Origin of the sequence: Paludibaculum fermentans, assembly GCF_051172195.1 — a bacterium.
Lineage (GTDB): Bacteria > Acidobacteriota > Terriglobia > Bryobacterales > Bryobacteraceae > Paludibaculum > Paludibaculum fermentans_A.
The window spans coordinates 1,593,491-1,607,706 of record NZ_JBPJAQ010000001.1 but is presented as its reverse complement, the minus strand read 5'-3'; the positions used below and the strand labels follow the sequence as shown (position 1 = coordinate 1,607,706).

11 protein-coding genes are annotated in these 14,216 nt (G+C 63.3%); 6 read left to right on the top strand and 5 right to left on the bottom strand.

All coding sequences use genetic code 11. The annotated features are described in order from the left end of the window. Positions 1-3: 3 nt before the first annotated feature. The 3 genes from nusA to ACR9Y2_RS06505 all read right to left on the bottom strand — a co-directional run bounded on the left by nusA (position 4) and on the right by ACR9Y2_RS06505 (position 4,730). Positions 4-1,419 (bottom strand): transcription termination factor NusA, encoded by a 1,416-nt coding sequence (gene nusA, locus ACR9Y2_RS06515; protein WP_435040246.1) that lies wholly within the window; start codon positions 1,417-1,419, stop codon positions 4-6. A gap of 49 nt (positions 1,420-1,468) precedes the next feature. After that, positions 1,469-1,945: a ribosome maturation factor RimP gene (gene rimP, locus ACR9Y2_RS06510; RefSeq protein WP_435040245.1), complete on the bottom strand. Its 477-nt coding sequence runs from the start codon at positions 1,943-1,945 to the stop codon at positions 1,469-1,471. A 109-nt stretch (positions 1,946-2,054) separates the two neighbouring features. Continuing rightward, positions 2,055-4,730 (bottom strand): bifunctional YncE family protein/alkaline phosphatase family protein, encoded by a 2,676-nt coding sequence (locus ACR9Y2_RS06505; protein ID WP_435040244.1) that lies wholly within the window; start codon positions 4,728-4,730, stop codon positions 2,055-2,057. Between the two features lie 40 nt (positions 4,731-4,770). Between ACR9Y2_RS06505 and ACR9Y2_RS06500 the strand changes: the two genes are divergently transcribed. Further along, complete coding sequence (locus ACR9Y2_RS06500; protein WP_435040243.1) at positions 4,771-5,535, top strand: NIPSNAP family protein; 765 nt, start codon at positions 4,771-4,773, stop codon at positions 5,533-5,535. Here the strand turns inward: ACR9Y2_RS06500 and ACR9Y2_RS06495 are convergent. Continuing rightward, entirely contained in the window at positions 5,517-6,902 is a 1,386-nt protein-coding gene (locus ACR9Y2_RS06495; protein ID WP_435040242.1) for a hypothetical protein, read from the bottom strand. The genes ACR9Y2_RS06500 and ACR9Y2_RS06495 overlap by 19 nt on opposite strands. 79 nt (positions 6,903-6,981) lie before the next feature. Between ACR9Y2_RS06495 and ACR9Y2_RS06490 the strand changes: the two genes are divergently transcribed. Genes ACR9Y2_RS06490 through ACR9Y2_RS06480 form a run of 3 tightly spaced genes read left to right on the top strand, consistent with a single transcriptional unit; the run spans position 6,982 to position 10,346 of the window. Next, complete coding sequence (locus ACR9Y2_RS06490; protein WP_435040241.1) at positions 6,982-7,512, top strand: ECF-type sigma factor; 531 nt, start codon at positions 6,982-6,984, stop codon at positions 7,510-7,512. After that, positions 7,509-9,947 (top strand): protein kinase domain-containing protein, encoded by a 2,439-nt coding sequence (locus ACR9Y2_RS06485; RefSeq protein WP_435040240.1) that lies wholly within the window; start codon positions 7,509-7,511, stop codon positions 9,945-9,947. The genes ACR9Y2_RS06490 and ACR9Y2_RS06485 overlap by 4 nt, the downstream gene beginning before the upstream one ends. Before the next feature lie 24 nt (positions 9,948-9,971). Then, positions 9,972-10,346, top strand: coding sequence for a VOC family protein (locus ACR9Y2_RS06480; protein WP_435040239.1), 375 nt, complete (start codon positions 9,972-9,974; stop codon positions 10,344-10,346). Between the two features lie 222 nt (positions 10,347-10,568). On the opposite strand, the gene sppA is transcribed toward ACR9Y2_RS06480, so the two are convergent. Continuing rightward, positions 10,569-12,335 carry a signal peptide peptidase SppA gene (sppA, locus tag ACR9Y2_RS06475; protein WP_435040238.1) on the bottom strand — a complete coding sequence of 589 codons (1,767 nt, stop codon included), beginning with the start codon at positions 12,333-12,335 and terminating at the stop codon, positions 10,569-10,571. Positions 12,336-12,367: 32 nt separating this feature from the next. Between sppA and ACR9Y2_RS06470 the strand changes: the two genes are divergently transcribed. Beyond that, positions 12,368-13,264 carry an RluA family pseudouridine synthase gene (locus ACR9Y2_RS06470; protein ID WP_435040237.1) on the top strand — a complete coding sequence of 299 codons (897 nt, stop codon included), beginning with the start codon at positions 12,368-12,370 and terminating at the stop codon, positions 13,262-13,264. A gap of 32 nt (positions 13,265-13,296) precedes the next feature. After that, a complete protein-coding gene (locus ACR9Y2_RS06465) occupies positions 13,297-14,205 on the top strand; it encodes a VWA domain-containing protein (protein ID WP_435040236.1) in 909 nt (302 codons plus the stop codon). The last annotated feature ends 11 nt before the right edge of the window (positions 14,206-14,216 follow it).

Sequence of the window (14,216 nt, the reverse complement as noted above, 5' to 3'; positions counted from 1 at the left end):
AGACTACTGCTCGACAGGAAGACCCGAGTTTCCCATCGTATCAGATTCGTCCGCTACTGGTTGTTCCACGACGGCCGGCGCGCTTGCCAGCTCACTCTCCGGCTGGTTTTCCACAGCCGGCTCAGTCACTTCGGCCTGCGGTTCCTCCGCCGGCGCGTCCAGATGATTGTAGAAGGCGTTCACTGACGCACCGATGGTTTCCACCACCTGGCCATCAATTCCCGCAATCAACTCCAACTCCTCCGGAGTCATCGAACCCAACTTCTCCACTGTGCCGATGCCGCCCACCAGCAGGAGTTCCAATACCGGCTCAGGCAACTGATGGTCCAACAGGGCCGACAAAGGCGTCCCGGCCGAAAGCGCCGCCATGTGCGCTTCCACTTCCTGCCGCTTCTCTTCCTCGGTCTTGATGTCGATCCGCCAGCCCAGCAGCTTCGCCGCCAGCCGTACGTTCTGACCCTTCTTGCCGATCGCCAGTGAAAGCTGCGAGTCTTCGACAATCACTTCCATGTGCTTTTCCATGGAATCGATGATCGCCACGCGCGAGATCTTGGCCGGGCTCAGCGCATGCGTGGCGAAGACCACTGGATCGTCGCTAAACTCAATAATGTCAATCTTTTCGCCGCGCAGCTCGCGAATAATCGACTGCACGCGCATGCCCTTCATGCCCACGCAGGCGCCCACGCAGTCCACATCGCGATCACGGCTCAGCACGGCAATCTTGGTGCGCTCGCCGGCTTCCCGGGCGCATCCACGAATCACTACCGTACCGTCATAAATCTCGGGCACTTCCTGCTCGAACAGGCGCATCACCAGCTCCGGCGCCGCGCGCGATACGATCACGCCCGCATTCTTGCCGGTCTTGTCCACGCTGCGGATCACGGCCCGCACACGCTCGCCCACCGAGAAGTTCTCCAGCCGCGACTGCTCTTTCTTGCCCAGCCGCGCTTCCGTTTTGCCCAGGTCCACAACCAGATCCGGACCTTCCACGCGCTTGATCGTGCAGTTCACCAGCTCGCCGACGCGGCCCGAATATTCGGCGAAAATGTTCTCCCGCTCGGCCTCGCGAACCTTCTGCAGAATCACTTGCTTGGCGGTCTGCGCCGAAATCCGGCCCAACAATTCGGTCGGCTTCGCAAAGCGGATCACCGCCCCAACCTCAGCCGCCTTGTCGTAACGCCGCGCTTCCGCCAGGCTGACTTCCTTCGTCGCGTCCGTCACCGGATCCGCCACGATCTTCACGGAGTAGATAATTATGTTGCCGGTCTTCTCGTCCAGGTCAGCCACCAGGTCATCGGTGGATTTGAACTGTTTCCGAGCGGCCACAAGCATGGCGTCCTTCACCGCGTCGAGCACGATCTGAGGATCGATGCCCTTCTCTTTGCTCAGGATTTCAATGGACTGATAAATGGATGCCAAGCTGTACGCTCCCCTTCCGACTGATAAGCTGCCCTCGAACCGGGCGCCTTCACCACTCGAATTTCAGATTTGCCTTTTCGATTTGTTCCATCCGGACCCGGATGGCTTTGTCCGCGCCCGTCTCAAGCACCACACACCCGTCTTCATAGCCGGCCAGCACGCCGTCCCAGCGGCGCTGGTTCTCTACCGGCTCACGCAGCGCAAGGCGCGCTTTCTTGCCGGCAAACCGTGTGAAATGCTCCGGACGGTATAACTTGCGTTCAACTCCTGGCGAGCTCACTTCCAACTGGTATGAGTCACCCGGAATGAAGTTTGCCTCGTCGAGCATGGCGCCCACCTGATGCGAAACTGTCTCGCAATCGGCCAGCGACACACCCTCCGGCTTGTCGATGAATATACGCAAAACCCGGCTTGGACCGGAACCCAGCAGCTCCACAGACCACACTTCCAGCCCCTCGCGCTGTGCGGCGCGATTGGCAATTTCGGTGATCTTCTCGACCAGGGCTTCCCGGTTGCTGCCCGCCATCTCAGTTCCTGCTTTGCTGAAACAGTAGAGACCAATAAAAAAGTGGGCTTTCGCCCACTTCCATGGTCCGCTAAATTTCAGTATACACCAGCGGTTCCGGTACGCCTAATCATGGCTTTTGCTGCCGGTGCTGCTCGCGCAGTACGTCCGGATCGTCCATTTTTGGCGCCGGCTTGGGATCCGCCGGGTCTTTCGCATTCTCCGGCACGAAAATGTCCGGTTCCGGCCGGATGGGGTCAAAGCGCGAAAAGTCGGGCACGCTGGTGAAGCAATCCGACAGGTCGGCCGCCGTCGCATCATACAGGTTCAGAGGCGGGATCCCCAACAAACGGAAGGCCATTTTCAGCAATGCTGGGAAACTGGCGTTGGTGCGCGAAGCATAATTGCGGCGCGCGAACGGACCCGCCACCAGGAACACCGTGCGGTGCGAATCCACATGATCCACTCCGCCCTGGGCATCATCCTCCGTGATGAAAACCGTCATGCTGCGCCACCACTTCGTGCCGCTCAGGTACTCCATAATCCGGCCCAGGGCGTAATCATTGTCCGCCACGTAAGACGGCGAGAAGGGATACCCATCCTCAGGCCGAGGCTTCGCCATGTGGTCGTTCGGCAGGTGGATGTAAATCACCCGGGGTAGGTCTTTGCCTGTCTTCACATACAGTTCATCGATCTCCCGGATGAACTGGTCGGCCCGGAACTGGTCCGGAATGTTCGTGTTGTAGCCCGGATAGTTCCTGGATGTGTTCCGATAGAGCGGATCGGGCATCGGCATGTTCGTCAGGAACCGCGCGCCCGTCGGCTTCTCATCCGGATCTTCCACATTCCCGGCCAGTTCGAAGCCCTCGCCGAAGTTCCGGAACGTGATCCCGTTGCGCTCCAGATGGTGCCACAGCGCCCCGGCTTCCAACTGATCCTCGGGATGAATGCTGGAATTGCTGCCCGGGTTGGACAGCCGCCCCGGCGCATCCGTCGGGAACCGGAACTCCTTCGGAGCCCCGGCCAGCGTGCTTTCAACCCAGGTATTCGGGTAGGAGCCGACCAGCCAGTGATGCCCGTCGACACTCACTTCGCTGTCCGCGTAGAAGTTGTCGCTGAAGGCGTACTTCGACGCCAGCGCGTGATGATTCGGCGTCAGATTGTAGAACTTCTTGTCCAGCCTGCTCTTGAGGGCGCCCGGTTCAGGAATCACCCACCCGCGCCGCCCGAACCGTGCGAGTTCCGGAGCACTGCGCAACGAGCCCGTCGAATCGTCCTCAATGTCCCCGAAGACCTCATCGAAGGTGCGGTTTTCCTTGACGATGATCACCACGTGCCGGATCTCCATCGGCATCGGCCGCGGCTGTTCGCGGCTCGCCAGGAACCCGTTCAACGACATGACCTTTTCTGTATAGATGGGCAGCACGCGGTTCAGCGGCGAGGGGTAGACGCTGATCGCGCCGGTCCGCATCTCACCCTGGAAGCTGCGCTCCATCGGACCTGTCTTGGTGGCGTTCGGACCGGTGCCAAGTCCTTTGGCGCTGGCCACATACATCTGGCCACGATCCACCTGGACGGCGGTCGGAAACCAGGCCGAGGGCAGGTGGGCCGTCACTTTCCCGCTACCCAGGTCGACCACCCCAATTGCATTGATACCGGCTTCGGCAACCAGCAGGCGCCCGTTTGGAACGTCCAGGGTCAGGCCCACCGGCAGCACGCCACGGAAAGCATCCAGACCGGGAATGCGCAGCAGGATCTGTCCCGTCACCCGCCAGGACTGCGAGTCAATCACCGTGATCGAGTCCTGATTACCATTGGAGACGTAGATCGTCGTGCCGGTCATGGCGATGCCGGACGGACTGGAGCCCCCCAAACTGCCTGGGCCAAAGGGCTCGCCGGTACGGATGAAGCGCTCGACTTTGGGCGCCGCCGGGTCCGCTACATCCACGACACATAAGGAGTTCGACTCCGGGGCGTTGGGGTCGCCCAAGCCGGGCACATCCACTTCGCCGGCCGCGGTGGCCCGTTTGGCGCCCTTCTCCGCATCAGCCGAGGGGAACCCGAAAGCCGGGAACGGCAGGCCGGTCCGCGGAGCATCCTTGGCATCGGCGCCGGGCACCGCCTTGTACTCGAACATACCCAGGTTGGTGACAAAAACCCTGCGTTTGTCAGCAGATAGCGCGATCTTGAAGGGCAGCCGGCCCACCCGCACCGACGACACCAGCTTGCGGCTGCGGGTGTCAAATATGGCGATGCGGAAGTTGGCCTGGTCGACCACATAGAGCAACCGCTTGTCGCTGTCATACGCCAGGTCGCCGGAGTAGCTGTCTTTCCAGGGACCCTGGTTCAACTGCAGGACTTCGATCGTCCGTCCGCCCGGCACCGCGACCAGCCGCACCTGGCCGGAACCACCTTCGGAGACGAACAGCTTGCGGTCCTCGACGAAGGCCAGGCCCATGAAAACACTGCGCCAGTCTTTGTCGTCGTCGTCGCCCTTGTCTTCCTTGCGCTGGGCATTGACCTGCCGGATCTGCCACGGCTCCGACGTCATGTCCAGGAAGCTGAGGGAGAAGTTGCCGCGCCCGCCGTTGGCCGAAACCGCGAACTTGCCGTCCGGGCTGAGGGCGATGCCGTACGCGCCCGGACCCGTCATGAATTGCCGCCCCAGCGGAGCGATCATCCGGCCGCCCGGCAGCACCGATTCCGCCCCGGGCCTGCGCGACGCCGGCCGAATCCCGGCTGGCGTGCGATACTCTGCCGCCCAGAGCGCCATGTTGGCGGCCGCAATCAGGATCAGAAAACGCATCGGGTACTCTTCTGATAGCCTGTCAAAGCAAGGAGGCGTTGTGCAACGCCGAACGTTCATTCAATCCGTGGGAGTCGCTGCCATGCTGCCTGCCGAAGGCAAAGAAACCGCACCCCATTACTACCTGCTCGAACAGTACTACCTCAAGAATGGCACGCAAGCCGCCCGTATTGCCGACTACCTCAAAAACGGCCCGATTGAGGCGTCAGCCCGCTTAGGCGTGCCCGGTCCGCGCTTTGTCCTGGAGGCCGTCGCCGCTCCGCACATGCCGCAGATCGCCTGCATCAGCGCCTATGCGTCGATCGACGAAATGCGCGATGCCCGGAAGAAGCTGAGCGCCGATTCGAAGCTGCAAGCCGCGCTGGCTCAATGGGAAACGGGCGAGGAACCGCCCTATGAGAGCTATTCCGAAGTGCTGCTCGAAGCCGCACCCTACGCTCCGCCGCTGGAAGCCGCGACGCCGGGCAAGCCGCGTATCTTTGAGCTGCGCCTCTACCATTCCCCCACCGAGAAGCAGTTGAAAGCCCTGCACGAACGCTTCGCGGGCCCCGAGATTAAGATCTTTCATCGCAATGGGATCCATCCGGTGCTGTACAGTTCGACGCTGATTGGGCCCAGCAAACCGAACCTGGTTTACCTGACGCCTTTCGACGACCTCGCGGCTAGGGAAAAAGCCTGGGCCGCCTTCGGAGCCGATCCCGATTGGATCAAAGCGCGGGCGGAATCCATCGCCAAAGCGGGCCAGATTTCCAGCACGATGCAGATCTCGCTCTTCAAGGGCGCTGCCTATTCGCCGCTGCGCTGAAGCCGCCACAACCGGTAGCCCGGCGTAGTCGCTTCCAGCCGGTAATCCTTCATCAGGTCTTTCAGGACGACGCGGACATCCAGCACGCCGTTGTAGGGGCCTAGTCCGTCCGCGATCCAGGTGGGTCGCGGACTTCGCATCAACATATCGCGATTTGTCGATGCGACCTGGGGAAAACTGACCTTGGCGCTGATCAGATGACGGTCCGCCAGGACTCCATTCAACGGTTGGGAGTCCAGGAACCGGGTCCCGGCCGGCAGCCCGCTGAGCGGGAAGAGGTCCGGGCGGTAGCCCCAAACCAGCAGCGTATCGCCCGCCGAGGCTTTTGCTTTCAGAGTGTTGGCAGCTTCCATCGAACTCCGGAAGAGCAGCAGGTCGCCCCACGGTTTGTCCTGCGCCAGGGCCACATACCGCGGTCCGAACCGTGCAACCGGCAAAATGAGCAGGAATGACGCCAGGATGGCGAACCGCCGTGGAAGAAGCGTAAATCCACGGGCAGCAAGCAGCACAAACACCGGCAGAAGGTGGAAGTAATACCGTGGGAAAAACCGCAGTCCCAGGAACACGCCGGCGACCGAAACGATCAGCCAGACCGCCCAGCGCCAGTCCTCTTCCTTCCAGGCGGTGATGCAGGCAGCGACCACCAGGGCGATGTGGAAGCCCGCCCAGTTCAGGGTTCTCCTGGCTCCTTCGAGCATCGGGTGGGGGATGTTGGTGTCTCGCGAGTAGATGGCGCCCCAGGCCCAGACCTGCTGCCAGAAATCGACCAGCGAGCCGCGTAAACCCATCCAGGCCAAGGAGATCAGGACCGGAGCGGCGAAGCCGGCCAGCAGTTCCAGGCGTTTGGGCCAACTCCAGGCCAGGCACACCAGCAGGATCAGCAAGCCTTTTGCATTGAAAAGGATGGAGATGCCAGCGACAGCTCCGGCCCAGAAGGGAAAGCCCGCCGCGGCCAAGGCGATGGCGCCCATGTGGAGCGGCACGGTGAGCAGGTCCGGCGTGAGGGCCATGACGGCGGAAGCCGTGTCGAATGTGAGGAATACGGCCATCAGGCCACCGGCCCAGAGCTCAGTCTTCGGGCCCCACAGCACGCGCGCGGCGCGCGCAGCGACCCAACAGGTGAAGATGGCAAAGAGCGAGCCGGCCAGCCGCAGGCCCCATCCGATCTGGGCGCCCCACAGCATGTAAATGCCGGCAAAGAAAGGCGGCTTATCGAACCAGATATCGCGGTAGAGCACCTTGCCCCGAAGCAATTCCATGGCCGCGGCGGTGGGATAGGCCTCTTCCACCCAAAGGACATGCAGATGGCAGAAGCGCGCGGCCACCAGCAACAGCACTATTCCGATCCAGATTGCGCGCTTGAGCATACGTAGATTGTGGCGCAAGCTATCCGTGGTTCGCACGATTGTGTTGATCCCACGGGAGTTTCGGATACGATATTCGCAGATGCCAGACTCGAGCCCTTCGCTTGACGAGCTGATGCAGTCGGTTTATGCGGAAATGAAGCGGCTCGCGGCGGCGCAGATGTATGGCGAGCGCCGCGACCACACGCTGCAGCCGACCGCGTTGGTGCACGAGGTCTATCTGCGACTGGCTGGGCAGCACTGTATCGACTGGCGGAACCGTGCGCAACTGTTGGGTCTGGCGGCGCAGATGATGCGGCGCATCCTGCTGGACCATGCGGCCAGCCATAGCGCGGCCAAACGTTGGGGCGGGCTGATCAGGGTACCGATGGACGACGACCATGCGATGCTGCGGGGGCCCGAGGTGCAGATACTCGACCTGGACCGGGCGCTGCGGCGGCTCGAAGAGATCGATCCGCAGCAGGCACGCGTAGTGGAATTGCGGTTCTTTGGCGGGTTGACGGCCGAAGAGGCGGCGGAGTCGATGGGCATCTCCGTGGCGACCATACACCGCGAATGGGCGACGGCGCGGCTGTGGCTGCTGCGGCACGTCAGCGAGGCGCAGCGCCGATGATCGACCAGCGTTGGCGCCAGATCAAGGACATCCTGGCGGCCGTGCTCGAGCTGGAACCGCAGCGGCGCACCGCCTATCTCGACGAGGCGTGCGCAGAGGATGCCGCGCTGCGAGCCGAGGTGGATGAGTATCTGCAGTATGAACGCGACGCCTCGGAGCGCCTGCCGGTGACGCGCTGGGCAGAAATGGAGCCCGAGCCCGAACCCGTTCCGGATGCCCCGCCGGAGCGGTTTGGGCCTTACCGGATCCTGCACGAGCTGGGTGCAGGCGGGATGGGGATCGTCTATCTGGCGGAGCGCGACGATGGCGCGTATACGCAGCGCGTGGCGGTAAAGATCATGCGCTCCGGCGCGGGTGCGGCACGGATGGCCGAATTGTTCCGCAGGGAGCGGCAGATCCTGGCCGGGCTGCGGCATCCGGGCATCGCGGCCCTGATGGATGGCGGAGCGACTCCGGACGGGCGGCTGTATTACGTTCTCGAATATGTGCAGGGCCGGCCGCTGATCGATTTCTGCCAATCGCGTCACTACACCACCGAGGAACGGTTGCGGCTGTTCACGCGGATCTGCGACGCCGTGGCGCACGCGCACCGCAACCTGGTGATCCACCGTGACATCAAGCCGGCCAATATCCTGGTGACCGAAGCGGGTGCTCCGAAACTGCTCGATTTCGGGCTGGCGAAGGTCTTTGACGACGCGGCCAGCGCGGCGATCACGCAGACGACCGCGACGCTGTTGACGCCGGCGTATGCGAGTCCGGAGCAGGCGCGGGGCGAGCCGCTCTCCACGGCAACGGATATCTATTCGCTGGGCGTGGTGCTGTACGAGCTGCTGTCCGGCCACGGGCCCTATGCAGTTGCGGATACATCCCCGCTGGAGACCTACCGTGCTGTTTGCGAGGTGGAGCCGAAGCCGCCCAGCCACTTGGTGAAGTTGCCGCAGGAGCTGGATGACATTGTCCTGATGGCTCTGCGGAAGGAGCCGGGCCGGCGGTATGCCACGGTGGACGAGTTCCGCCAGGACATCGAGAACCACCTGCGGGGCCTGCCGGTGCGGGCGTCGCGCGGCACGCTCACCTACAACACAGTTAAGTTTGTGCGGCGGCATCGCTGGGGTGTGATTGTATCGGCGGCGGCGGTGCTGGCCGCGTCCGTTTTCGTAGCCGCGATCCTGTGGCAGTGGAGGCAGAGCGAGCTGCGGTTCCGGCAGGTGCGAGGTTTGGCGCGGACGGTGATCTACGAGCTGCACGATGCCATAGCGGATCTGCCGGGCTCCACGCCGGCGCGGAAGCTGCTGGTGGAGCGGGCCCTGCACTACCTGAACGAACTGGAGGCAACGGGCGGCAAGAACCGGCAACTGCAACTGGAGATCGCGGCGGCGTACCTCAAGATCGGCGATGTGCAGGGCCACCAGAGCAGGGCCAACCTGGGCGATTTCGCCGGCGCGCAGGACAGTTTTCGTCACGCGCGCCGGCTGCTGCTGGCCTATCTGGCCTCCGACGGGCAGAACGACGAGGCACAACGGCTGCTGGTGGATGTGGATACGGGCCTGACCGACATCTACGAGATCCAGGGAGATGCCATGGGCCTGCAGGCGCTGCGCTCCGAGTTGACGAAGCTGATGCAGGCGCGGGCCCGGCGCTATCCGGACCGGCCTGAACTGGACGCCCTGTACAAAGTGCGGCTGGCGCACAACATGGGGCTGGACGGCAAGGATCGGGACGCCATTCCGTTGTGGCAGGCGGCGATTGAGGCCTACACGCGGTTGCTGACAAAGAACCCGGCGGACGCGGGGATTACGCGGGCCCTGGCGCGCTGCCACCGCAGCCTGGCGGGGGCGAACCAGGCTGTGGGCGACCTGGGGTCGTCATTGCGGCACTTTCTGCAGGCAGAGCAGTTGCAGAAGAGGTTGGTGGAGGCGATGCCGCGCAACACGAGGGCGCGGATGGAACTCTCCTTCGTGCTGGTGGAGATGGGCTGGATCCACCACATGCTGAAGGACGACCGGTCGGCCGTGGAGGATTACCAGCGGACGTTTGCGATCCAGGAGGAGCTGGCGGCCGAGGATCCTTCCGATTTCCGGGCCCGGATCGAGTTGGCGAAGCTGATGATTACGGCGGCTCCGGCGTATCTGGACGCGGGCAATGCGCGGCGGGCGATCGAGCTGCTGACGGAGTCGAGGCGGCGGCTGCAGGCGGAGTTGCGGCAGGCTCCGGAGAATCACGATTTGCGGCTGCATGCGGGGTGGGCGGCGTTGAACCTGGGGGATGCGCACGCGCGGCGCGGAGCGTGGGCGGAAGCGCTGCAGGCCTACACATGGGCCGAGGCCGACCTGCGGGCGTTGCCGGTGAACGGCCGGCTGGTGGGGGACTTCGATCCGGCGCGGATGAGGCGGGAGGTCCTGGCTGGAATCGCGCGTTGCCGGGCTCGTTTTTAGCCGAAGCCGGGTTACACTCGCTGCATGTTCTCTGGAGCCCACGTTCTCTTTTTCAGCCGCGACGCCGAAGCGGATCGCGCATTTCTACGGGATTCGCTGGGGATGCCCTTTGTGGATGCCGGGCATGGATGGCTGATTTTCAAGTTGCCGCCGTCGGAGACGGCTGTGCATCCGGTGGAGGCGGGCAGTGAGGGTTCAAAAGAAGGCTCGATGCTACAGGCGGAAGTGTACCTGATGTGCGACGACCTGGAGTCTACGATGGGGATGCTGCGGGCGCGCGGGGTGGAGACGGAGGCGGTGAAGGAAGAGCGCTGGGGGCGGTTGACACGTCTGAAGCTGCCTAGCGGCGCCGTGATAGGGCTGTATCAGCCGAAACATGCCACGGCTTTTGATTTGTAAGGGAAGCGAGGGCAACCATCCCGCACCCGCTCCTCCACGGGTGCATCGGTGGCGCACTTCCGGTTGCCCGGGTGCCGGCGCCCGCCGACTGACGTGCGCTGTTCGCAGGAGCGAAGGCTGCCACCCAGCATCCGCCCCTCCGCGGATACCTGGGTGGTCTCCTCCGATTCAATTGCTCGTCACTGAGTAACGCGGGAACGGCGGCAAAACCCTATCAGGTATTTATTCGACGCCGATGGGCGGCATTCGCAGCCAGTTTTGGCGGCGCTGGGTGAGGCCCAGGCGGTGGAGCATGCGGGCCATGGGCTGGACGCCGCGCAGCAGGCTGAGCATGGCCTGGTCGCGCGGATCGCTGCTGTCTTCGCCTTCGCCGTTGATGAGGGCGAGCAAGGCCTCCATGCGGCCTTTGGCGGGCGGGTAGATGCGCAGCTCGATATCGTCTTTTTCCGGGATGTTGGCCAGCTTCTTCGCGGCCTGGATGGCAGCAGGGAAGCCGCCTAACTCGTCGACCAGGCCGCGGGCCAGGGCATCTTCCCCGCTCCAGACGCGGCCGCGGGCGATCTCCTCGACGCGCGCCAGCGGCAGCTTGCGGCCTTCGGCGACCTTGTGGGTGAAGTTCGAATAGATGCGGTCGAGCGAGCCGCGGACGACGGCCCATTGTTCCGGGGTGAAGTCGTAGTAGCCGTCGTACATGCCGGCGTTGCGGCCTGTCTGGACTGCGTCGAAGGAGACGCCGAGCTTTTCCCAGAGCGCGCGGGTGTACATCTTGCCGGTGAAGACTCCGATGGAGCCGGTGATGGTGCCGGGCTGGGCAATGATGCGATCCGCGCCCATGGCGACGTAGTAGCCGCCGGAGGCCGCCAGCGACGACATGGAGACGATGACCGGCTTTTTCGCCTGGCGGGCGCGCTGCACTTCGCGCCAGATGGTTTCGGAAGCGACCACGCTGCCGCCGGGTGAATCGACGCGGAAGATGATGGCCTTTACCTCTTTGTCTTCGACGGCTTTGCGAAAGGCGGCGGAGACAGTGTCGGAGCCCATGGATTCGGTGCCGTTCATGGGATCGAAGCCGCTGCGGCCGGAGACGATGTCGCCGGAGCCATAGATGAGGGCAACGCGTTTGCCCTCGGTGTGGAGGTCGTCAGTGCGGCTGTCGTAGGCGCCCAGCCAGAGCAGTTTGGCGTTCTTGCCGGCGCGGCGTTTGGCCTTTTCGTAGACTTCGTCGCGGTAGGCCTGGCCGTCGATGAGGCGCAGGGCGACGGCGCGTTCGCCGGAATAAGGGCCTTCCGAGAGCACCTGTTGAGCGGCTTCGGCGCTGATGCGGCGGCCCTGGGCGACTCCCCGGGCCATGGCGGAGAAGCTGGAGTCGAGCAGGCGCTGCTCGGCTTCGCGGTGGGCCGGGGTGAACTCTTTTTCGAGGTAAGTATTGATGGCGTTCTTGAATTCCTTGCGGCCTTCGAAGCGGGGCGCGATGCCGAGTTTGTCGAAGGCTCCGCGGACGAAGGGCACCTCGAAGCGGAGGCCGGCGACTCCGAAATCGGAGTGGGGTTGGAGCCAGATTTCGTCGCAGGCGGAGGCGAGATAGTAGGAAGTCAGGCCGGAATTCTCGCCGTCGAAGTCCTCGGCGTAGGCAAAGGCGAATTTCTTCGTTTTGCGGAAGGCGAGGATGGCGTCGCGGATCTCCTGGGCATGGGCGGGCATGAGGGGCGAGGAGCCGACGCGGACGATGAGGCCTTTGACCTTGGGGTCGAGCGAAGCCTTTTCGAGGGCGAAGACGATGTCGAGCAGGGTGACGCCGCCACGGTTCTGGAACTGCGACAGGGCGTCGGAGGGCGCCTGCTCAGTAAGGCTGGTTTCGAGGTTGAGTTCGACGATCGTGTTCTGGGCCACCTTGGCCACATTGCTTTGCGCAAAGTAGGCAATCAGCACCATCAGAAACCCGAGCACCACCACAAATCCGCCGATTATCGCCAGTGTCCGACCGATCATCCGTCTCATGGCCTCAGTGTACGCTGGAAAGGGTGCACAGCTTTTTGATCGGTGATGGAGACGCGGGGCAGCGGTTGGACCACTTTCTGGCGGGACACCTGCCGGAGTTCAGCCGGGCGCGGCTGCAGTCGTGGGTGGAAGAAGGCCGGGTGAAGGTGAGCGGCGAGGCCCGCAAAGCGTCCTGGAAGCTGCGGCCTGGCGAGACGGTGGAAGTGGAGCCGGCCGAACTGAAGCCGCTGCGCGCCTTTGCGGAAGACATCCCGCTGGAGATCCTGTATGAAGACGAGAGCCTGCTGGCGATCAACAAGCCAGCCGGACTGGTGGTGCATGCGGGCGCGGGGAACGAGTCGGGCACGCTGGTGAACGCGCTGCTGCACCACTTCAAATCGCTTTCCACGCTGGGCGGCGAACTGCGGCCGGGCATCGTCCACCGGCTGGACAAAGGCACCAGCGGGGTGATGCTGGTGGCGCGGACGGATGCGGCGCATCGCAATCTGTCGACACAGTTTGCCGGGCGCAAGGTGAAAAAAGTTTACCTGGCGCTGGTGATGGGGCACGTCAAACGGGACGCGGGGCGAATCGATACGGCGATCACGCGCGACCCGGTGAACCGGACGAAGATGACGGCGCGGCTGGAAGAGGGGCGCGAGGCGCACACGGAGTATTATGTGCTGGAGCGGCTGCCGCACCATACGCTGCTGCGCGTGTTGATTGGGACAGGGCGGACGCACCAGATCCGGGTGCATCTGGCGCAGTTGGGGCATCCGGTGGCCGGCGATCCGCTATATGGGGCTCCGGCGGCACCGGAGAACCGGCCGTGGCTGCATGCCTGGCGGATCACTTTTATTTCGCCGGCGACGGGCGAAGAGGTGACAATAGAGGCGCCGTTGCCGGCGGAGCTTGAGGCTTGGAAAGAACGGCTCCTATAATCAAGGTGGTATCGAAGGTGAACCGAGGTTTTATGACGACGAGACGCTCATTCCTGTCGTTGGCTTCCTGCCTGCCGGCCCTGGGCCAGCAGGTGGCCGATTCCAACCAGACCATCACGTTCGACGTCACGCGCGTCAACCTGCTCTACACTGTGTCCGACAAGCGGGGCCGGTTCGTGAACAACCTCAACCGGGACGACTTCGAAGTCTACGAAGAGAAGAAGAAGCAGAGGATCCTGGAGTTCGCGGCGGAGACGAACCTGCCGTTGCGCATTGGGCTTCTGGTCGATACCAGCAATTCGATTCGGGACCGGTTCCGTTTTGAGCTGGAAGCTTCGGGCCAATTCCTGAAGAGTGTGGTGCGTAAGAACGTCGATCGGGCGGTGGTGTACAGCTTTGACACGGAGACGCGCATTGTCCAGGACTTCACGGACGATGCGGATGTGCTCGACAAGAAAGTGCGCGAGTTGCGGCCCGGAGGCGGCACGGCGTTCTACGACTCCATCTTCCTGTGCTGCCGCGACCGCCTGGGCAAAGAGGTGCCGCGCCACAAATATCGCCGCGCTTTGATCATGGTAGGCGACGGCGAGGATAACAACTCGCATTACACGCGCGACCAGGCTCTGGAGATGGTGCACAAGACTGAGGTGGTGGTGTACTCGATCTCGACGAATACGACGCGTAGCGAGACGAGCGGCGACAAGGTGCTGAAGTACTTCGCGCAGGAGACCGGCGGACTGGCGTTCTTCCCGTTCAAGGCGGAGGACCTGGCGCAGGATTTCGAGAACATCGCCAATGAGCTGCGGTCGCAGTACAGCATCCTGTTCCGGCCGGAGCCGCTGAGGACCGATGGTTTGTTTCATCCCGTGCAGATCAAAGTGCGCGAGCGCAAGGATCTGGTGGTGCGGGCCCGCAAGGGTTATTACGCGCCCAGGGTCTAGCGGCCGGCGCC

Coding starts and splice junctions, on each gene's coding strand:
- ACR9Y2_RS06495 (WP_435040242.1), bottom strand. CDS start 6,902: ATGCTCAAGCGCGCAATCTGGATCGGAATAGTGCTGTTGCTGGTGGCC.
- ACR9Y2_RS06505 (WP_435040244.1), bottom strand. CDS start 4,730: ATGCGTTTTCTGATCCTGATTGCGGCCGCCAACATGGCGCTCTGGGCG.
- ACR9Y2_RS06465 (WP_435040236.1), top strand. CDS start 13,297: ATGACGACGAGACGCTCATTCCTGTCGTTGGCTTCCTGCCTGCCGGCC.
- ACR9Y2_RS06480 (WP_435040239.1), top strand. CDS start 9,972: ATGTTCTCTGGAGCCCACGTTCTCTTTTTCAGCCGCGACGCCGAAGCG.
- ACR9Y2_RS06490 (WP_435040241.1), top strand. CDS start 6,982: ATGCCAGACTCGAGCCCTTCGCTTGACGAGCTGATGCAGTCGGTTTAT.
- sppA (WP_435040238.1), bottom strand. CDS start 12,335: ATGATCGGTCGGACACTGGCGATAATCGGCGGATTTGTGGTGGTGCTC.
- ACR9Y2_RS06485 (WP_435040240.1), top strand. CDS start 7,509: ATGATCGACCAGCGTTGGCGCCAGATCAAGGACATCCTGGCGGCCGTG.
- rimP (WP_435040245.1), bottom strand. CDS start 1,945: ATGGCGGGCAGCAACCGGGAAGCCCTGGTCGAGAAGATCACCGAAATT.